This window comes from Thiomicrolovo sp. ZZH C-3 (genome assembly GCF_054862725.1).
The window spans coordinates 903,263-919,118 of the sequence record NZ_JBTKXX010000001.1 but is presented as its reverse complement, the minus strand read 5'-3'; the positions used below and the strand labels follow the sequence as shown (position 1 = coordinate 919,118).

At 59.3% G+C, this 15,856-nt stretch carries 16 protein-coding genes; 5 read left to right on the top strand and 11 right to left on the bottom strand.

Going from position 1 to position 15,856, the window contains the following annotated elements:
• The first annotated feature begins 58 nt into the window (after positions 1-58).
• Together ACXWTF_RS04695 and ACXWTF_RS04690 are read left to right on the top strand one after the other, a co-directional pair.
• Positions 59-2,155: a hypothetical protein gene (locus ACXWTF_RS04695; protein ID WP_461713849.1), complete on the top strand. Its 2,097-nt coding sequence runs from the start codon at positions 59-61 to the stop codon at positions 2,153-2,155.
• A gap of 1 nt (position 2,156) precedes the next feature.
• The gene (locus ACXWTF_RS04690) at positions 2,157-2,888 is read left to right on the top strand and encodes an outer membrane lipoprotein-sorting protein (RefSeq protein WP_461713848.1); all 732 of its coding nucleotides are present in this window, start codon (positions 2,157-2,159) and stop codon (positions 2,886-2,888) included.
• A gap of 2 nt (positions 2,889-2,890) precedes the next feature.
• Here ACXWTF_RS04690 and ACXWTF_RS04685 read toward each other — a convergent pair whose 3' ends face one another.
• Genes ACXWTF_RS04685 through ACXWTF_RS04655 form a run of 7 tightly spaced genes read right to left on the bottom strand, consistent with a single transcriptional unit; the run spans position 2,891 to position 11,617 of the window.
• Complete coding sequence (locus tag ACXWTF_RS04685) at positions 2,891-4,735, bottom strand: RND transporter family protein (protein WP_461713847.1); 1,845 nt, start codon at positions 4,733-4,735, stop codon at positions 2,891-2,893.
• Entirely contained in the window at positions 4,732-6,108 is a 1,377-nt protein-coding gene (locus ACXWTF_RS04680) for a hypothetical protein (RefSeq protein WP_461713846.1), read from the bottom strand. The genes ACXWTF_RS04685 and ACXWTF_RS04680 overlap by 4 nt, the downstream gene beginning before the upstream one ends.
• A 57-nt stretch (positions 6,109-6,165) precedes the next feature.
• Positions 6,166-8,373: an endonuclease MutS2 gene (locus tag ACXWTF_RS04675; RefSeq protein ID WP_461713845.1), complete on the bottom strand. Its 2,208-nt coding sequence runs from the start codon at positions 8,371-8,373 to the stop codon at positions 6,166-6,168.
• Complete coding sequence (locus tag ACXWTF_RS04670; RefSeq protein ID WP_461713844.1) at positions 8,370-8,699, bottom strand: hypothetical protein; 330 nt, start codon at positions 8,697-8,699, stop codon at positions 8,370-8,372. Before ACXWTF_RS04670 ends, ACXWTF_RS04675 begins: the two co-directional genes overlap by 4 nt.
• Positions 8,696-10,003, bottom strand: coding sequence for a UDP-N-acetylmuramate--L-alanine ligase (gene murC, locus ACXWTF_RS04665; protein WP_461713843.1), 1,308 nt, complete (start codon positions 10,001-10,003; stop codon positions 8,696-8,698). Before murC ends, ACXWTF_RS04670 begins: the two co-directional genes overlap by 4 nt.
• Positions 10,000-10,485, bottom strand: coding sequence for a hypothetical protein (locus ACXWTF_RS04660; protein ID WP_461713842.1), 486 nt, complete (start codon positions 10,483-10,485; stop codon positions 10,000-10,002). The genes murC and ACXWTF_RS04660 overlap by 4 nt, the downstream gene beginning before the upstream one ends.
• Positions 10,478-11,617, bottom strand: coding sequence for a succinyldiaminopimelate transaminase (locus ACXWTF_RS04655; protein WP_461713841.1), 1,140 nt, complete (start codon positions 11,615-11,617; stop codon positions 10,478-10,480). Before ACXWTF_RS04655 ends, ACXWTF_RS04660 begins: the two co-directional genes overlap by 8 nt.
• 100 nt (positions 11,618-11,717) lie before the next feature.
• On the opposite strand from ACXWTF_RS04655, the gene ACXWTF_RS04650 reads away from it, so the two are divergent.
• The 3 genes from ACXWTF_RS04650 to ACXWTF_RS04640 all read left to right on the top strand — a co-directional run bounded on the left by ACXWTF_RS04650 (position 11,718) and on the right by ACXWTF_RS04640 (position 13,314).
• Positions 11,718-12,323: a Crp/Fnr family transcriptional regulator gene (locus tag ACXWTF_RS04650; RefSeq protein WP_461713840.1), complete on the top strand. Its 606-nt coding sequence runs from the start codon at positions 11,718-11,720 to the stop codon at positions 12,321-12,323.
• Positions 12,324-12,446: 123 nt separating this feature from the next.
• Positions 12,447-12,962 carry a c-type cytochrome gene (locus ACXWTF_RS04645; protein WP_461713839.1) on the top strand — a complete coding sequence of 172 codons (516 nt, stop codon included), beginning with the start codon at positions 12,447-12,449 and terminating at the stop codon, positions 12,960-12,962.
• Positions 12,963-13,104: 142 nt separating this feature from the next.
• Complete coding sequence (locus ACXWTF_RS04640) at positions 13,105-13,314, top strand: hypothetical protein (protein WP_461713838.1); 210 nt, start codon at positions 13,105-13,107, stop codon at positions 13,312-13,314.
• 71 nt (positions 13,315-13,385) lie between these two features.
• On the opposite strand, the gene ACXWTF_RS04635 is transcribed toward ACXWTF_RS04640, so the two are convergent.
• The 4 genes from ACXWTF_RS04635 to ACXWTF_RS04620 form a co-directional block, all read right to left on the bottom strand.
• Positions 13,386-13,688, bottom strand: coding sequence for an MTH1187 family thiamine-binding protein (locus tag ACXWTF_RS04635; protein ID WP_461714569.1), 303 nt, complete (start codon positions 13,686-13,688; stop codon positions 13,386-13,388).
• A 49-nt stretch (positions 13,689-13,737) separates the two neighbouring features.
• On the bottom strand, positions 13,738-14,223 hold the full coding sequence (locus tag ACXWTF_RS04630) for a tetratricopeptide repeat protein (RefSeq protein WP_461713837.1): 486 nt from the start codon (positions 14,221-14,223) through the stop codon (positions 13,738-13,740).
• 132 nt (positions 14,224-14,355) lie between these two features.
• Positions 14,356-14,850, bottom strand: a complete 495-nt coding sequence (locus ACXWTF_RS04625; RefSeq protein ID WP_461713836.1) for an HIT family protein — start codon at positions 14,848-14,850, stop codon at positions 14,356-14,358.
• 66 nt (positions 14,851-14,916) lie between these two features.
• Entirely contained in the window at positions 14,917-15,804 is an 888-nt protein-coding gene (locus ACXWTF_RS04620; protein ID WP_461713835.1) for an acyl-[acyl-carrier-protein] thioesterase, read from the bottom strand.
• Positions 15,805-15,856 lie beyond the last annotated feature (52 nt).

Genomic DNA, 15,856 nt, shown 5'->3' with positions numbered 1-15,856 from the left:
GTCAATCCACCGAACTTTTTGCTTGGGTTGTCGGCCTATCGGAACAGAAAGGTGAATCATGAACAGACGGAAGTTTCTCTCAACAAGCGCGATCGCACTCTATTCATTACCGGCGATCAATCTCCTGGGAGGCTGCGGCGGCTCCGGCGGCGGTACTGCGCTCTCCCCCATCGATGAACGTGTCACACTGCTGCGTTCAGCCAAAACGCTGAACGACCAGACCGTTGCCCAGATCGAAGACCTGCTCGGCAGCATGACCGGAACGTACGCACCGTCGCCGTTGGCGATCTCCACGCAACCGACCACGGATATCAGCAGTTTCTTCGCGGCAACGACCCCTACTCTCCCGGCCGACTCCCCGCTCGCTGCGCTGTTTTTCCAAAGCGACGAAACGGAATCGATGTGGCGCAAGTATGAAGCCTACAGCAGCCTCGCCCATCAACAATTCGACCACCAGTATGTGAAGCTGCTGGCCACCATGCGCCTCTTCGACTACAATAACCGACAGGAGACGACACAGGATGCCCCGCAGGTCACCGCCGCGGCAGCGCACTATCGGACGGCGGCAGACGTCCCCTCTGAATTCAGTGATTTCGACAACCTGCTTGCCAAACTGAAAGCAGCGGCCGGTGATGCGCTCCACTATATCTTCGATGCCATCCGAATCGCCATGAACGGCTTTTTCACCTACCTCAAAGGGCTCTTTGACAACGGCGACGCCCGTGCCCTCCTATACGCCACCCTGACCTACTTCGCCGTCGACAAACTGCTCAAGATCATTGCGGAAAAAACGGCAGCCGATCTGAGCTTTGAGAGTAACAGCGATACGCTTCTGAGTTTTGCAAAGATGGCGATTGCCGCCGTGGCACTCATGGGGCTCTTCTCCCTCGAGAAGCTCTCTACGGCCGGTACGGCAACCGTGTCAACGGCATCCGCCGGTACTATGACACCCGATGAGACCCTGCAGATGGAAGCATTCCTCGGATCGGTGTCGGTGCAAAGTGCCCTGGTCGCGCTGATGTTCAAGGTCGTCGGCGGCACCGTGGGAGAGATCATCGCTACCACCAAGACTCACTCGGATGCCCTGCTGACCTCGCTCAACGCCGGCTACGACCCTGCGACGGAAAATTATACGCTGAGCGCGGAGCAGCAAGCCTCCCTCGATACCATCAAAAAGCGCTCGGTCTCCCTCTCTGTCATCTCCGTTGTCGTGCGCCAGCTCTTTACGATGCTGAGCCAACACGCGGTGACGGCGGATGGGGTCGTACAGGAAGGGTTCGCCGACGGAAGCGACGCCGACACCTACGTCACGCTTTTCGGTTCGGATGCCCTGCCGCAGACGGATGCGTTCACGGTCTATACCCGGCAGATGCAGAGCAGGCTGCAAAGCGGCACCGTCTACGCGACAGAGAACGCCGGCTATTTCGATCAGCTCCGCGACCTTCTGGACGGCGGTGCCTCCTGGCGTGACATCTTCGACCTCATTGCCACGATGTCCATTACCTTTTCGACCCAGGCCGCCGATTTTGCCTCCCAGACGGAAACCGATGCCTTCGCCTTTGCATCGCATCTCGCGGACCTCGCCTACAGCTTTACCGCCCAGACGGCAAGCGATGCCTACGACTTCGCCACCCACATGGCCGATCTCGCCTACAGCTTTACGATGGATATCGAGGAGGATGCCTATCAGTTCGCAATGAAAGGGATGGAGTACGGCTACCTCTTCGCCTCCCGCGGCGAGGAGGTGGGCGTCATGGCCGACCGCATCCTCTGGATGGCCGTACAGATCGGGCAGATGGCCGACCGGATCGGTGAAATGGCCGACCGGATCGTCTATACCGAGCAGCTCATCGTCTATACAGAGATGCTCATCCTCGATTTCGGACTGCTAATCTATGACGGGATGAAGACGATTACCAACCTGATGCTGACGGGGATGGCACTGATTCTCGACCGGGAATGGTACACCCCGGCGGCGGAGGATCAGATCGTCACCGTCATCGCGGGCACGATGGAACAGATGATGGCGAACATGCAGGAGTATGCCCTTGCGGTACTGGAAAACCAGAGCCTCCTGCGCGAGATCACCCTGAGTGCGCTGGAGTGGGTCGGCAACCATACCGGCCAGACGGCAGATACCAATGCGACGGTGTGATATGCAGTGGCATCGTACAGCCGCCCTGCTTATCTGGGCCGGAATGAGCCTCTGCGCTTCGGAGAGTGCCGAGGCCGTCTATGCCAAAAGTGCGAAACTCTTCTCGTTTGGCAACCTGCGTTTCGATGTCGCGATGACGGTGGAGAACAGCGGCAACCGGCAGGAACGCTCCTTCATGGTCGCCGAACGGCAGACGGGCGACGCTTCGTCGCTCCTGATCCGTTTCCGCTCCCCGCAAAACATCAAATGCACCGCCATCCTCATCGAACGGGAGCAGGAGAACAGCAGCAACGCCATCTACTTCCCCGCCCTGAAACGCGTGCGGATCATCCCCGAACAGGAGGAGGAGAGCGAAGCCGTCGGCATGGGGATCTCCTACGCAGAACTGGATGCGAAAAAAGGGACCTTCGAACCGCTGGAGGAGACGCAGTTCAAAGGTAACGCCTGTTACAAGGTCACACTGAAGCGTAACGGGAGCCGCTCGGTCTATTACATCGATCCTTCGACTTCCGTGATCAGGAGGGTCGAAATCTTCAAAGGCCCCCAGCTGCAGCGGGTCGTCAATATCGACGAGGTGAACCGTATCGACGAACAGCTGCTCATCACCCGCTGGCAGGTCAACGACCTCATCAAGTCACGGAAGCTGACCTACAGGGTGGATACCGGGAGCATCTCCCGCGATATCAAAAGGGGGCTTTTTCACCACAACCGCCTGCACCGCTGCACTTTCTGAGTTCACCCGCAGCGGGTGAAGTGGCGTTTCAGCAGCACCGGCAGCAGGTAGACCACAACGGCGAGATTCGCCGCCAGAAGGATCCCGAGCTCCAGGCCGAACTGCCGGATCATCGTACCGCCTAACAGCATCCCGGCCAGCCCGATCAGCATTGTCATGTTCGAGACGATGATGGGGCGGAGCACATCACCGATACAGCGATGGCCCTTGTGCTTGATACAGATGAAAAGATGGATGATCGAATCCGTGACCAGCCCGATGAACAGAATGGTACCAAGCAGGGTGATCATGGTGAAATCCATCCCCAGCAGACGGTGTATGCCGGCAAGCAGCAGGAGCGACAGCAGCGGTGACACGAGGACAATGACGCTCTTCCATGTCCGGCAGTAAAGCAGAAAAAAGAGTACGACGAACCCGAGCGAGATGGTCACCCCGGCAATGAACTCCCCCGCGAAACGCCTCAAGAAGTGTTCAAAATCGGCGATCTTGCCCAGCACGCTCACGGAAAAAGCGGCCGAGGTGTCGCCGATCGCCTGCAACTGCTTGACCATAGCGGTAATGGTATACGAAGGCGTCGTGATCGGGATACTCAGCGTCATATAGGTGTCGCGCCGGTCCGGGCTCAGCAGCGGCAAGCCGCCGTCGAGCCACTCCAGGGCAAGCAGATACTGGGCATAGGCATCGGGGGAAGCAGCTGAAAGCGGCGCTGCCGCGAAACGCTGATACCCCTGCGGAAGACTTCCCAGCAACACCCCGGGCACTGTTTCGGCGATACGCGGCGTCAACCCGGCGAGTGCCCGGGCCGTTTTCAAATCGGAGAAATCGCCTTTCCGGGCACGCAAACGGACTACGAACGGCAGTGTCGGCAGGTGGCCGGACTCAAACTCCGCGATGCGTTTATACGTCGCCATCGTCGGCTGCATTAGGTTCAAAGGGTTCAGATCGACCAAGGCCCCTTTCGCACAAACGAAGCCGCAAACGACGGCACCCCCTCCAAAAAGGAGCAGCCCCTTTTTTATCCCGGCGTTGTCCATATGCCACCGACGGCGCCAGCCAAACTCGCATTCCACCTGCCCAAAAAGGTAGATCCGGCCGAGAAGATAGCCGTAGAGTACCCCCAGCCCGATCAGCATCATCTTTCCGAAGGTGTTGATCAGTCCGAAATCAGACCCGTAGAGAAAGAGACTGCTCAACGCCGTCGTGGCGATGGAGAGAGTAATGCCGAATGCCAGCTGGTGGTTGCCGATCTCCCCGGAGTGCAGGTAGTTGAAGAGGGTCAAAGCATAGATAATGAGGAAAACGATCGCCAGCAGCGCCGCGGGATCGACGGCGATACCGCCGACAACCAAGACGGCGAGCAGCGATACCGTAAAAGTACCGATCTCAATGAGGATATTCAGCAGGTAGGTCAACGATGTCAGCAGCCATAGCAGCAGAAGCAGGAAAGGCGCTATCGCATAGAGGTAAAATGCCATATCATCGAAAAAGCCCTGCAGCAGCAGAGCGCCGACGACGGCGGTACCGCTGTGCGGATAGGGGGCGACCCGTGCGAGGAGGGCATTCTGTTTCCCCCGGCTGAAGGTCAGCAGGTAGAGGTCCTGCCGATCGAGACGGAAATAGTCCGTGATCACTCCTTCCGATCGCCACGCAAGCAGGGGTGCGTCCTCAGAGAGCACGGCAAAGAGGTACTGCTGATCCGGTGTGAACCACTGCTGTTGCAGCGTTGCCGCGGGCGTGTCCGGGAAAAAATGGCTCCAGTCCACCGTGCGCACCTCGACCTGCCGCATCAGGGCCGCACCGAACATCAGCAGCAACAGCAGTACGGCCGTTTTCAATCCGAGCTTCAAAACGATGCCCTCAGCGTGAATCCGACGGTGTTGTACGTTTTATCGTCCGAGTGATAGAGGGCGTGCAGATCGACCTCAAAAGCGCCGCGGCTCAGTACGAGGTTCGGGAGCATGACCGCAGTGGCGTTGCCCCCATACCACCCCGTGATCAGGTAATGGTCAAAACGAACGGCCACCCCCCTGAAAACGGCAAGGTCAAACTTGTTCAGCAGCACTGTCGCGAGAACGCTCTCATGATACGGTTTGAGATAGCCCCACTGCACCTCCAGGTCGAAATAGGAGCTTCCCGCCTGCCGGTCCACCCCGAATCCCACCATCGCCAGCGGGCTGAAGCTGTTGAGTACCGGCACCCTGTCCCGCACGCCTGCTTCGGCACGCACGCCGTACGTACCGACCGATCCCTCGGCATAGAGGGAGTACTGGTTATATCGAAAACCCTTGACCCCCTTGATGGGGTTGAGATCGGGCTGATCCAGGTACGCCCTGAGCGCCTCTGCACTGTTTTGGCCCTCCGTGAGCGCGTCGATTATCGCCAGCAGTTGCTCATCCACACGGATATAGGGCACTTCCGAATAGCGGTTCGTCCAGACTGCGCCGAACGTACCCCCTGCGCTGCTCTTCTCCGCCACCACCTGAAGCGTGCTTTTATCGACGGCAAGTCCGCGTGCATTGTACTGTCCGTCGATGTCGCTTTTCAGCGCGGGACTGATGCCGTCGAGGTAAAGCGGGAGAAAAACTTCGCGGTAGATTGCCGCCCCCTCCTCACTGTTGCGGCTGAGCCGTTCAAAATAGGCCGGAAGATAGCTGTCAAGCAGCAACCCCATATACGTCGAGAGATAACTCTGCGTACGTCCGTCGTAGGGCTGAACGGTCACCCTGAGAAGGGAATCACCCCCGACAAAAAAGGAAAGCTCCGCCATCCACTGCGGGATCCTCCGGATGTTGATATTATCGTCGTCAAAAAAGTCCACCCGGACCGGGTTAAGAAGATCCATGCCGCTCAGATAATCAAGCACCCCCGTTTTGGAAACGAACTTTCCTATCCTCACGTCGAAATCGTCCCCCCAGTAGACCAGGGCCATTTGGTTGAGGCTCACGCCGCTGCCGTCATGCCCTTTGTACAGAAGAAGCCCGCCTTCGATGCGGTACGCGCCCTCCTCGTAATCCCCTTCCGTCAATGTAAAGATATAGGGGGTGTCCGGGTAGGCAGTACCGTTGTTCAATTGCCGCACGATAAAGGATTGTTTGAGGGTAAGGCTTCCGGGCAGGCCGGTCGCTGCGGAGGAGATCTCTTTTCCGTCCAGCAGCGTGCATCCCCCTATCACTCCCAAAACCAGCGTCACGGCAGCAAGACGGTTCACGGTAGACGTCACCTCTCCCTCCGGCCCGGCAGCAGGGTACCCAGACCATATACATTAGAGGATATTATATCAGAGGTGAACGATTTTTGCCCCGAAACCGCCCAGCTGCGGGGGCGCATCCTCGAAACCCTTGACGCTGGGGTGCTGTTTCAGGAACTCCTTGACGGCGTAGGCGAGTTTGCCCGTACCGATGCCGTGGTAGATGATCACCTCGTCCCATCCCTGGATAAGGGCATCTGAGAGGAAAACGTCCATCTTCTCCCTGGCCTGTTCGGCCCGCATGCCGTGCAGGTCGAGCTTGAGGCCGCTGCGCTTCTCGACCTTGTTGCTCACCTGCACCTTCGGTGTCGGCGCGGCCGCTTTCCCGGCAGGTTTGAGCTCGTTGCGCCGCACCCGCAGCCGCATCCCCTCGACTTCGATCGTTGCTTCCTTCTCCTTGAGCGCCACGATGACGCCGCGCTGCTTGCGGTACTTGACCTCATCCCCGACGTTGAGGGTGACGGGGGCCGTTTTCTGCTTCGCTTCGCGCTTTTCGGGTAGCTGCTTGTTCGCTGCGTTCATCGCCCGGTGGATCGCTGCCGTGTCCCCGGCTTTGGCCGCCGCTTTGGCGCTGTCGATCGCCTGCCGGAACTCGCCGCGCAGACGGCGTTCAAGTTCATCATACTCCCGGCGCAGGGATTCGCGCTCATCCTTCAGTGCACGCTCCCGCTCCTCCAGCCGCTCCAGCCGTTCATCGACGTCGGCATGTTTGCGCCGCAGCTCCCGCTCCAGTTCGCTCCCCCGTTCGATAAGGAGGTTGAGCTTCTCATGCTGCTCGCCGTAGACCGCTTTGGCCCTGCCGACGATCCCCTGAGCAATTCCGTAGCGCAGGGCCGTCTCGAAGGCGTAGCTTTTGCCGATGATCCCCTGCAGGAAGTCGTAAGTGGGGACCCGGCGCTCCTCATCGTAAACAGCCGCAACCAGTTCGACGTCGTCGCGGTCGGCCATCAGGGAGGCGAGCCGTTTGTGGTGGGTCGTGACGACGATCTTCTGCCCCCGGCGGATCAGATCGTCGAGGATCACCTTGAAAAGGGCCGCCGCTTCGTCACTGTCCGTACCCAGTTCGATCTCGTCGACCCCGACCAGGGCCGATTTACGCTCGAAAAGCCGGGAGAACTGCTGCATCCGCCCGGCGAAGGTGGAGATGTCGTTTCGGACGTTCTGAGGGTCGTCGATGACCGCCTCGATCTGTTTGAACGACCCGATCCGCGAGCGGTGGGGGTTGAGCTTCATCGGCAGCAGGTACTTGGCCATCAGCGCCGCCGAGAGGATCGATTTGAGTAGCATCGTTTTCCCCCCTGCGTTGACCCCGGTGATCATCAGCACCGAGGCGCTGAAATCGAGGCTGACGGGTTTGGGGTTGGAGAGGGCCGGGTGTTCAAAGGCATCCAGCACGATCGCCTCGCCCGGCTGTGCCGCGACGATATGCAGCCCTTTGGCGCGGGCGAAAAGCACCCGGGCCTGGTAGTGGTCGAGGCGGTCGAACTCTTTGTCGATAAAGCCGATAAAGGGCTGCAGTTCGCGCAGCTGCGCCGAGAAGCCCTTGGCGTACTCGTAGTAGCGGGCATCACGCTCCTGGGTCAAAGCGCGGATCTGCTCTTTGGATTTGAGCAGCGTATCGGGGGTGACGTAGAAGAAGCCCGCCCCGGTCCGGCCCACGACGCTCCCTTTGAGCACGGCGCCAAAACCGCCGCGCACCAGCAGACACTCTTCGTCGTTGACATAGTGTACCTGGGTATCGACGAGATAGCTGCGCAGCCTGTCGGCATAGAGCAGCCGTTTCATCTGCCCTGCTATATCACCCTTTTGCGCCTTGATCCGTTCGGCGATGGCGAAGAGCTCCTCGTCGAGCTCCTCTTTGAAGTTCCCCTTCTCGTCAAAGTGGCGCTCAACCTCTTTGAAGCTGTCGGGAACGACGACGGAGGCCATCCACTCCCCAATGATCCCTTCGAAGCCTCTGTTGCGCAGGGTGCGGAAGTAGCGTACGACCTTGATGAGCTCGAAGATCTGTTCGAAGCTCAGCACCCCCTGCTTTTTCAGGTGGATCAGGATCGTGTCGAAGGCGGTCGTTTTCGGCGGGGCGGGAAATTCGAGGGTGTCGAGGGCGCGGATGTACTGGTAGTGGCGCCCTTGGTCCCCTTCGATGTAGAGGGGCTTTTTACGGCTGAGAAAGCTTTCGATCTCGGCGACGTGGGCCTGAAGATCGAGCTGATCAAGCAGGTGGCCGAAAGCGCTCATCGGCACCCTGCGGCGTCGAAGATCTGCCCGGCGTGGGGCGTGCCGGCGTTGGCGATAAAGCTCTGGGTCCCGACGCTGAGGGTAAAGGTGCGGTCATTGACCTCCACCCCCCGGCACTCAAGCGTCTGGTGCTGGTTGAATTTCAGAATGACGGCGCGGACATGCTCCTGCTGCGCGTCGACGGAACGGTTCCAGGCCACGGCCCCCATGATGATGAGCAGCACGACACCGGCCATAGAGAGCTTCTGGCGATGGCTAAGTTCGGTAAAAAAGTGCATCCCCGCATAGAGCAGCGCGATGACGGCGACGATATAGACGTAACTCATTTTTCTCCCCGGAGCTGGTAGGTGATGTCCCCGGCGCCGAAGCCGATGATCAGCCCCGATGCCGGCGTTTGGGCTATTGTACCCTCTTTGAGCACTTCAAGTCCGCAGCCGCTGCGTTTGACGCGGTCGGCCAGTAGCGGGCTGTACGCGGCGAAGACCCCTTCGAAATCGATGATGCGGGGCGCTTCCCCCGCCGCCCAGACCGGCAGGATAATCAGACGGTCCACCCCTTCGAAACAGTGCGAAAACGCCTCGAGGTTGTCGATGGTACGCGAATACTTGTGCGGCTGCCAGACCGCCGTGATCGTCTCCAGCCCCAGCAGGCGGGCATAGGTCCGCGCCGAAGCCATCGTCGCGGCAATCTCGGTGGGGTGGTGGCCGTAATCATCGATCAGGACGCACCCCTCCTCGCTGTCGATGATGTCGAAGCGCTTCTTGATCCCGCGGTAGCCGAGGATCTTCTCGCGGACCGTCTCCACCGGCATCGTCTGCACCGCGGCAAGGATCGCCAGCGCCGCATCGAGGGCGATGTGCTCGCCGAAGCCCCAGACGTCAAACGTCCCCAGCTCCTTCAGGCAAAAACGCGTATGCGGTTCACCGTCGTGCAGTACGTATTCCACCTCCGAAATGTCGCGGCTGGGGTAGAGCCGGATCGCCTCGCCTTCGATGGTCGAGAGGAACGCATCTTCCGCGTTGATGACCCGGATCGCGGCCGAAGCGATAAAGCGGCGGTAGGCGTCGTAGAAACGGTCGTAATCGTACTCGTAGTACTCCATGTGCTCGGGTTCGGCGTTGGTGACGATGGCGCAGTAGGGATTGGCGTTGAGAAAACTGCCGTCACTCTCGTCCGCCTCGAAGATAAGCCGGTCGTTCGTATCGTTGTAGCGCACGTTCGAGCCGAACGCCTTGGACTCGGCCCCGATAATGGCGGAGCCTTCCATGATGGCCGCCAGGATCGCCGACGTCGTGCTTTTGCCGTGGGCTCCCGCCACGGCGTAGACCTCTTTGTCCTGCAGGATGCGCAGCAGCGCTTCGCGGCGCGGCAGCACTTCGATCCCTTTCGCTTTGGCCGCCATGACTTCGACATTGTCCGGTTTGATGATCGCCGAATGCACGACGAGGTCCTGGTCCGTGATCGCGCTCGCGTCGTGGGGGATGGTGATGGCGACCCCCTTCTCCTTCAGCTGCCGCACGATGCGGTTCTCCGCGATATCGCTGCCGCTGACCTTGTTGCCTTTGTGGTCCATGTACTGCGCCAGTCCGGAGATGCCGATCCCCCCGATGCCGATGAAATGGATCTTCACGATTCGCCCGCCCCGTTCTCCACTACGCGGAACGCGCTGATATAGAAGGTCCCGTTTTGCTGGGTCGCTTCCAGGTCCGCCGCGTCGTCGAGGAACTGGTTGAAATCGGGCATCCGCTCGGCGTACGCCTTGTGCCGTGTCATCGCTTCGGAGAAACGGGCATCGTCGCTGAGCCCTGCCAGGATCTCGAAGAGCGCCGCCGCGTCCGTGGCCTTGCCGGCACTGTAGTGCTCGACGGCGTACTCGTACAGGGCCCGCAGCGTGGCGAAATCGTTTACTTCCGTCATCTGCATGCGGCGCGCGGTCCCCAGGGCGTCGGTGAGGTTTTCCAGTGCCAGGTCGAGGATATTGGCGTAATAGGCGATCAGCGTCTTTTCGTCAAAACATTCGTTCGCTTCCTGCTCCAGGACGTAGAGCCCGGCGATATCCGCCGCCTCCTGCGCCTTGAGGATCTTCGCTTTCAGTGCTTCGGCCTTATCCATTCATCGCCTCCTTGATACGTTCGAGCGCCATGCGTGTGCGTTCCGGGTTCTCGACGAGCGCAATGCGGATGCGCCCCCTGCCCGGGTTGTTGCCGTTGACGTCGGTGCGGGCCAGGTATTCGCCCGGCAGGACCTTCAGGTTATAGTCGCGGTAGAGCTTTTCGGTAAAGGCGATCGCGTCGTCCACTTCCAGCCAGAGATAGAAGGTCGCCTCCGGCACCTCCGTGCCGAGGATCGCCTTCGCGATCTCGAAGTTCTCGCGGTAGACGGCACGGGCTTCGGCGACATGTGCTTCGTCCGCCCAGGCGGCCGCCGCGGCGGTCTGCAGCGGCAGCGGTGACGCACACCCCACATAGGTACGGTACCGGCGGTACCCCTCTAAGATGGCCGCATCGCCGGCGATAAACCCGCTGCGCAGGCCCGGGGCGCTGGAGCGCTTGGAGATGGAGTTGAGGGCAAGCACGTTCTTGAAGGCCGTATTGCCGACGGCCGCACTCGCCTCCAGGATGCCCGCCGGAGCCTTGTGCGGGTAGATCTCGCTGTAGCACTCGTCGTTGAGCAGCACGAAATCGTATTCCAGCGCCAGTTTGACCCATTCGCCCAGCTCCTCGAGGGAGAGGCAGCTGCTGGTCGGATTGTTCGGGAAGTTGAGGATCACCAGGTCGCTGGCCCGCAGGATCGCCGGGTCGACCTGCGGTTTGAAACCGTTGGCGGCATCGAGGTTGAGGTAGTTCACCTTCGCCCGGCTGGCGATCGCAGCCCCCTCGTAGATCTGGTAAAAGGGGTTGGTAAAGGTCATGACCGGGTCGGGCTTGTCGAACAGGAGGTACTGGGGGAAATTGAAAAGCACCTCGCGGGTGCCGAAGCTGGAGACGAGCTGGTCGCTTGCCAGCGTTACGCCGAAACGGCGTGCGACGAAATCACGCATGGCGCCGTTGAGCATCTCCTCCCCTGCCGTTTTCGGGTAGCGGCGCAGGGTGTCGGCACTGCCGCACAGCGCATGGCGGATAAACGCGGGGGTCTCGAACTGCGGCTCCCCGATGGTCAGCGTCAGCGGGGCGTAGGCGCTGTTGGGCTCGATGGGATCGAGCAGGGCACTCAGTTTTTCGAACGGGTAGGATTCAAACTGCATTCTCGTCCTGATTTTTTTGGCTCTATTATACTTTGTGGCCCATTATAATCTGCTATACTTTTGCAGCACCGGGGGGCGTCGAACCCCCGAAAGGAGCCCGATGGAACCTTTCCCATGCTACAGCCGCCTCGCACCCGAATCCCGACGCCTCGTCGACACCCATGCGAAAGCGCTCCGGCTTCAAAACGGCGAGGAGCTCTTCGGCCAGGGGGACGGCTGCAAAGAGGTCCTCTATCTCGTCGACGGGAGTGTCCGCGTCTTCCGCCGGCACGCATCGGGCCAGGAGATCACCCTCTATTTCCTCGGCGCCGGCGAACAGTGCAACGTCAACCTCAACAGCGCATTTACCGGCACCCCTGCCATCGGAAGTGCCGTCGCCGACGGGCCCATCAGCGGCTACCTCTTCCCCGCCGGGGTCGTCCAGCAGCTCTACACCTCCGAGCCCGACTACCAGCACTACATTTTCGCCCTCTTCGCCAAACGGCTCGAGTGCATGGCGGGGCTGGTCGAAGACGTCCGTTTCAAAAAACTGGACGACCGCCTCATGGAGTGGCTGCATGCGCAAAACAGCTCCCAGATCCCCATCACCCACGAAAAACTCGCCGCCCACCTCGGGTCGTCGCGCGAGGTGATCAGCCGCCTGCTCAAAGAGCTTGAACACCACGGCACCGTCGCCCTCCACCGGGGGATGATCGAACTGCTCTAATCCCCGTAAAGCCGTCATTTGCTTAAGCTGACTTTATAGCAGACAACCAATTTCATGCGCACCTTTGACCCAAATGCTCTAACAGTGTACAATGGCGGCATCTTTTTATAAAGGCTCTTGTTGATGAGAACCCTTGCATTTACAGCCGCCCTCCTCCTGCTCGCCGGTTGTAACGATTCACCGAAAACACAGCCCGAAGCCACGCCGAAAGCGGCAGCCGCCGTTGAAACACCCGCTCCGGCAGCCGAACCCGTTGTTGCACCGGAACTCCAGCCGGCAGCTGAACCGGCGCTGGCGCCTGCACCGGTCAAGGAAGCCGCAGACAACACATCGATCGCAGCTGCTGAAAAGGCCCCCGTGATCCAAAGCGCTGCCGCTGCGGAAACCTCCCCGGCGCTGCTCTTTCAGAAGTGCGCCGCCTGCCACGGCAACCAGGGTGAGAAAATGGCCCTGAACCAGTCCGCCGCCATCGGCGAATGGGAAAGCAAGCGCATCGCCGACGCCATCATCGGGTACCAGAAAGGGACCTACGGCGGTGCCATGAAAACCCTGATGCAGAACCAGGTCAAAGATCTGACGCCTGTCCAGGTCGAAGCCCTTTCCGAGTACATCGCCAACCTTTACGTCAAAACCCATTAAGGTAGGCCGATGCAGACGCTGGAAGAGACCCAGATCAAGATCGTCATTTTTCTCGTCATCGGCGCGATCTTTCTCTACGTACTGACGCGAAAGAAAAAATAGGTTATACTTATTTTTCTTTCAATCCGAGGAGGGGTTTAGCATGCAGGAATTAACGCAGTTTCAACGCGACCGTAACTGGTTCGTCATCTTTTCAGTCGCTTTTGTTTTCGGGATTCTCTGGACACTGATGGGGGATACAGCCGGTAAACTGGTCTATACGGTGATCGCTTTCGCGCTCTTTATCCATTCGGGTATCACGATGGAGCTTCACGCACACCACGCCGAACACGACCAGGACGGTCACGGCTGATATTTTTTTAACGCTGCGGGTCCGGGCAGGACCCGTATCCTCTACTCACACCGGGTTCCCTGCGTCACGCCTCAATGGCTGACGTCTCTGCCCAGCTCCCGCTCTACCGAGTCGATCTTCCCTTTTAAGCGTCCCGCCTTCCCTTTACGGATATCAAGTTTCAACGCCGAATAGACCCGTTCACAATCCTCACCGAGGACGTCGTAGGCTTGCTCGACAACAGCAAGCGCCTCTTTCACGCTGCCCGTCTCGACAATCGTCCCCATCGGAGTCAACTGGTAAGGAAGACCGCTGCGGTCGATCATATCGATGATGCGGCTGACATAGGCGGAGACGGAAGCACCGTCCCGGCAGTCCCCGCTGGTCGGGAACATGGAAAATTCAAGCAGTACTGAGGTCAAATATTTCTCCCTGTTGCGTCGCTCAGCGGACCGCCTGGGGCTCCAGCCGACGCAGTTTTTCGATATTGTCCCAGGCGTTATTGTTACCATGCTGGGCGGCCATACGCCAATAGCGGTAGGCCTTGCGGCTGTCTTTTTTGACCCCCATACCCATCATATGCATGATCCCGAGGTTGTTCATAGCGACCGAGCTGCCGTTATCGGCAGCCTGCTGATACCATTGTACCGCTTCGCCGTAGTTCTTTTTAACCCCTTTGCCCGATTCATACATATACCCCAGGTTCAGCTGCGCCTGGGCATGCCCCTGGGCGGCAGCTTTTTTGAACCAGTAGACGGCGAGGTCATCGTTTTTGGTCACCCCTGCGCCCTTGCTGTACATCACGCCGAGGTAGAACTGCGCTTCGGGGTTCCCCTCCGATGCGGCCGTTTTGTACCAGCTCACCGTGCTCGCCTTGTTCACCGCTCCCGCTTCCGTCGCAAAAAGCGCCGTACAAAACAGAAGTATCAAGGCTGTCATTACTGCTTTCATGGTGCTACCCACTTTCACTTATAGATTCCCATATGCTATCTGATATCTATTGAACATAAAATTAAACAAGAAATACATATTTTTTCTACAAAATATGCATCCCATCCCGTTTTATGCGAAATAGCGGGGGGCCAGCTCCAGTATGCGGCGGTAGATCCGTTCAAAATCCGTCGAATAGACCCGGGTCTCGGCGATGGCAGTGATAAAGTTCGTATCCCGTTCCCATCGGGGAACGAGGTGCAGGTGAATATGTTCCGCAATGCCCGCACCGCCGGCCTTTCCAAGGTTCATGCCAAGGTTGACGCCCTGCGCGCCGAATCCCTCTTTGAGCATGTGCACGCCCTGCTGTGCCAGCGCACTCATGCGTTGCCACACCGCGGGATCCAGCGTTTCAAGGGCATCCGTGTGCACATGGGGAATGATCATAAAATGTCCCGGGGTATAGGGGTAGCGGTTCATGACGATGAAGCAGTGCTCGTCGCGGTAGAGCACGTGCAGCTCCTCATCCGCTTCGTCATGTTCACTGATATGGCAGAAAACACACCCCTCGATCGCCTGCCCGCTGATGTAGTCCGTGCGCCACGGCGCGTAAAGAATCTCTTTCATGAAGGGAGTATAGCGCATAACGAACGGCAGATGAAAATCCTGCGACGGCGAATACCGCAGGGTGAATCACCCCTGCGGTACCGTTTCGGCAATGGCGAATTGTGCCTGCAGACGGCAGTAAAGTTCCTCCGGAATCGGTACCGGGACACCGGACGTGTCGACGACGTTCCAGCCGATCGCACAGCGGGCGACCGGTTCGCCGTCTGCTGCACGCGTAATGGTGATCTGCCATACCCCGCGCTCCAAAGTCAATGCCGACAGAAGCATCTCAAGTTCCAGCGTCTCCCCCCAGACGGCCGGCGTCAGGTACTGGATATGAACGCTGGCGCTCTTCACCGCCAGTCCGTGCACTTTGAAATCTTTCGGGGCCCATCCGAACCCCGCCAGTGCCGCGACGACGGCATCCTCGGCAAAGGCGACGTACTTCGTGTTGTTGACGTGCTCCAGTGTGTCAAGGTCCTGCCATGTCACAGTCCTCCGACTCCGGATCACCTGCTCAGGCGCCTCGCGAAATACCGGGAAGGGCCGGTGCGGCAGCGTGCGGGGCGTCTCGATCGTCATCCGCTCAACGATCGCCTTGGGAACAGCCTTGGGACGCATGTTCTCCGGGTTGAGGGTGACGACTTCCTGCGCCCCCTGCGCGATAACCTCCCCGCTCGCCTTATCGACAAGTTCGAAGAAACGCGTCCCGTGGACCCGGCGCCAGCGGTCCAGCCAGATCGTCAACGTGAACGTATCATCGGGAAGCAGGGGACGGAAAAGATTGAACTGCGTTTCGCGGACCACCCAGACCAGGCCGAGATTTCGGCTCTCCTCTATCCCCAGCCCGACGGCAGCCCCCCAGGCCCAGGCCGTCTCGATCAGATAGCGGAAATAGGTCAGAAGGTGTACCTGGCCGTTGGCGTTGGCATCGGACCAGTCGACCCGGAATGTTCGCGTAAAAGTGTGTGACATCGGTTTTCCATCATAGTGAGATTGGGGCAAAAGCGGTTTCACTGCATTCCCG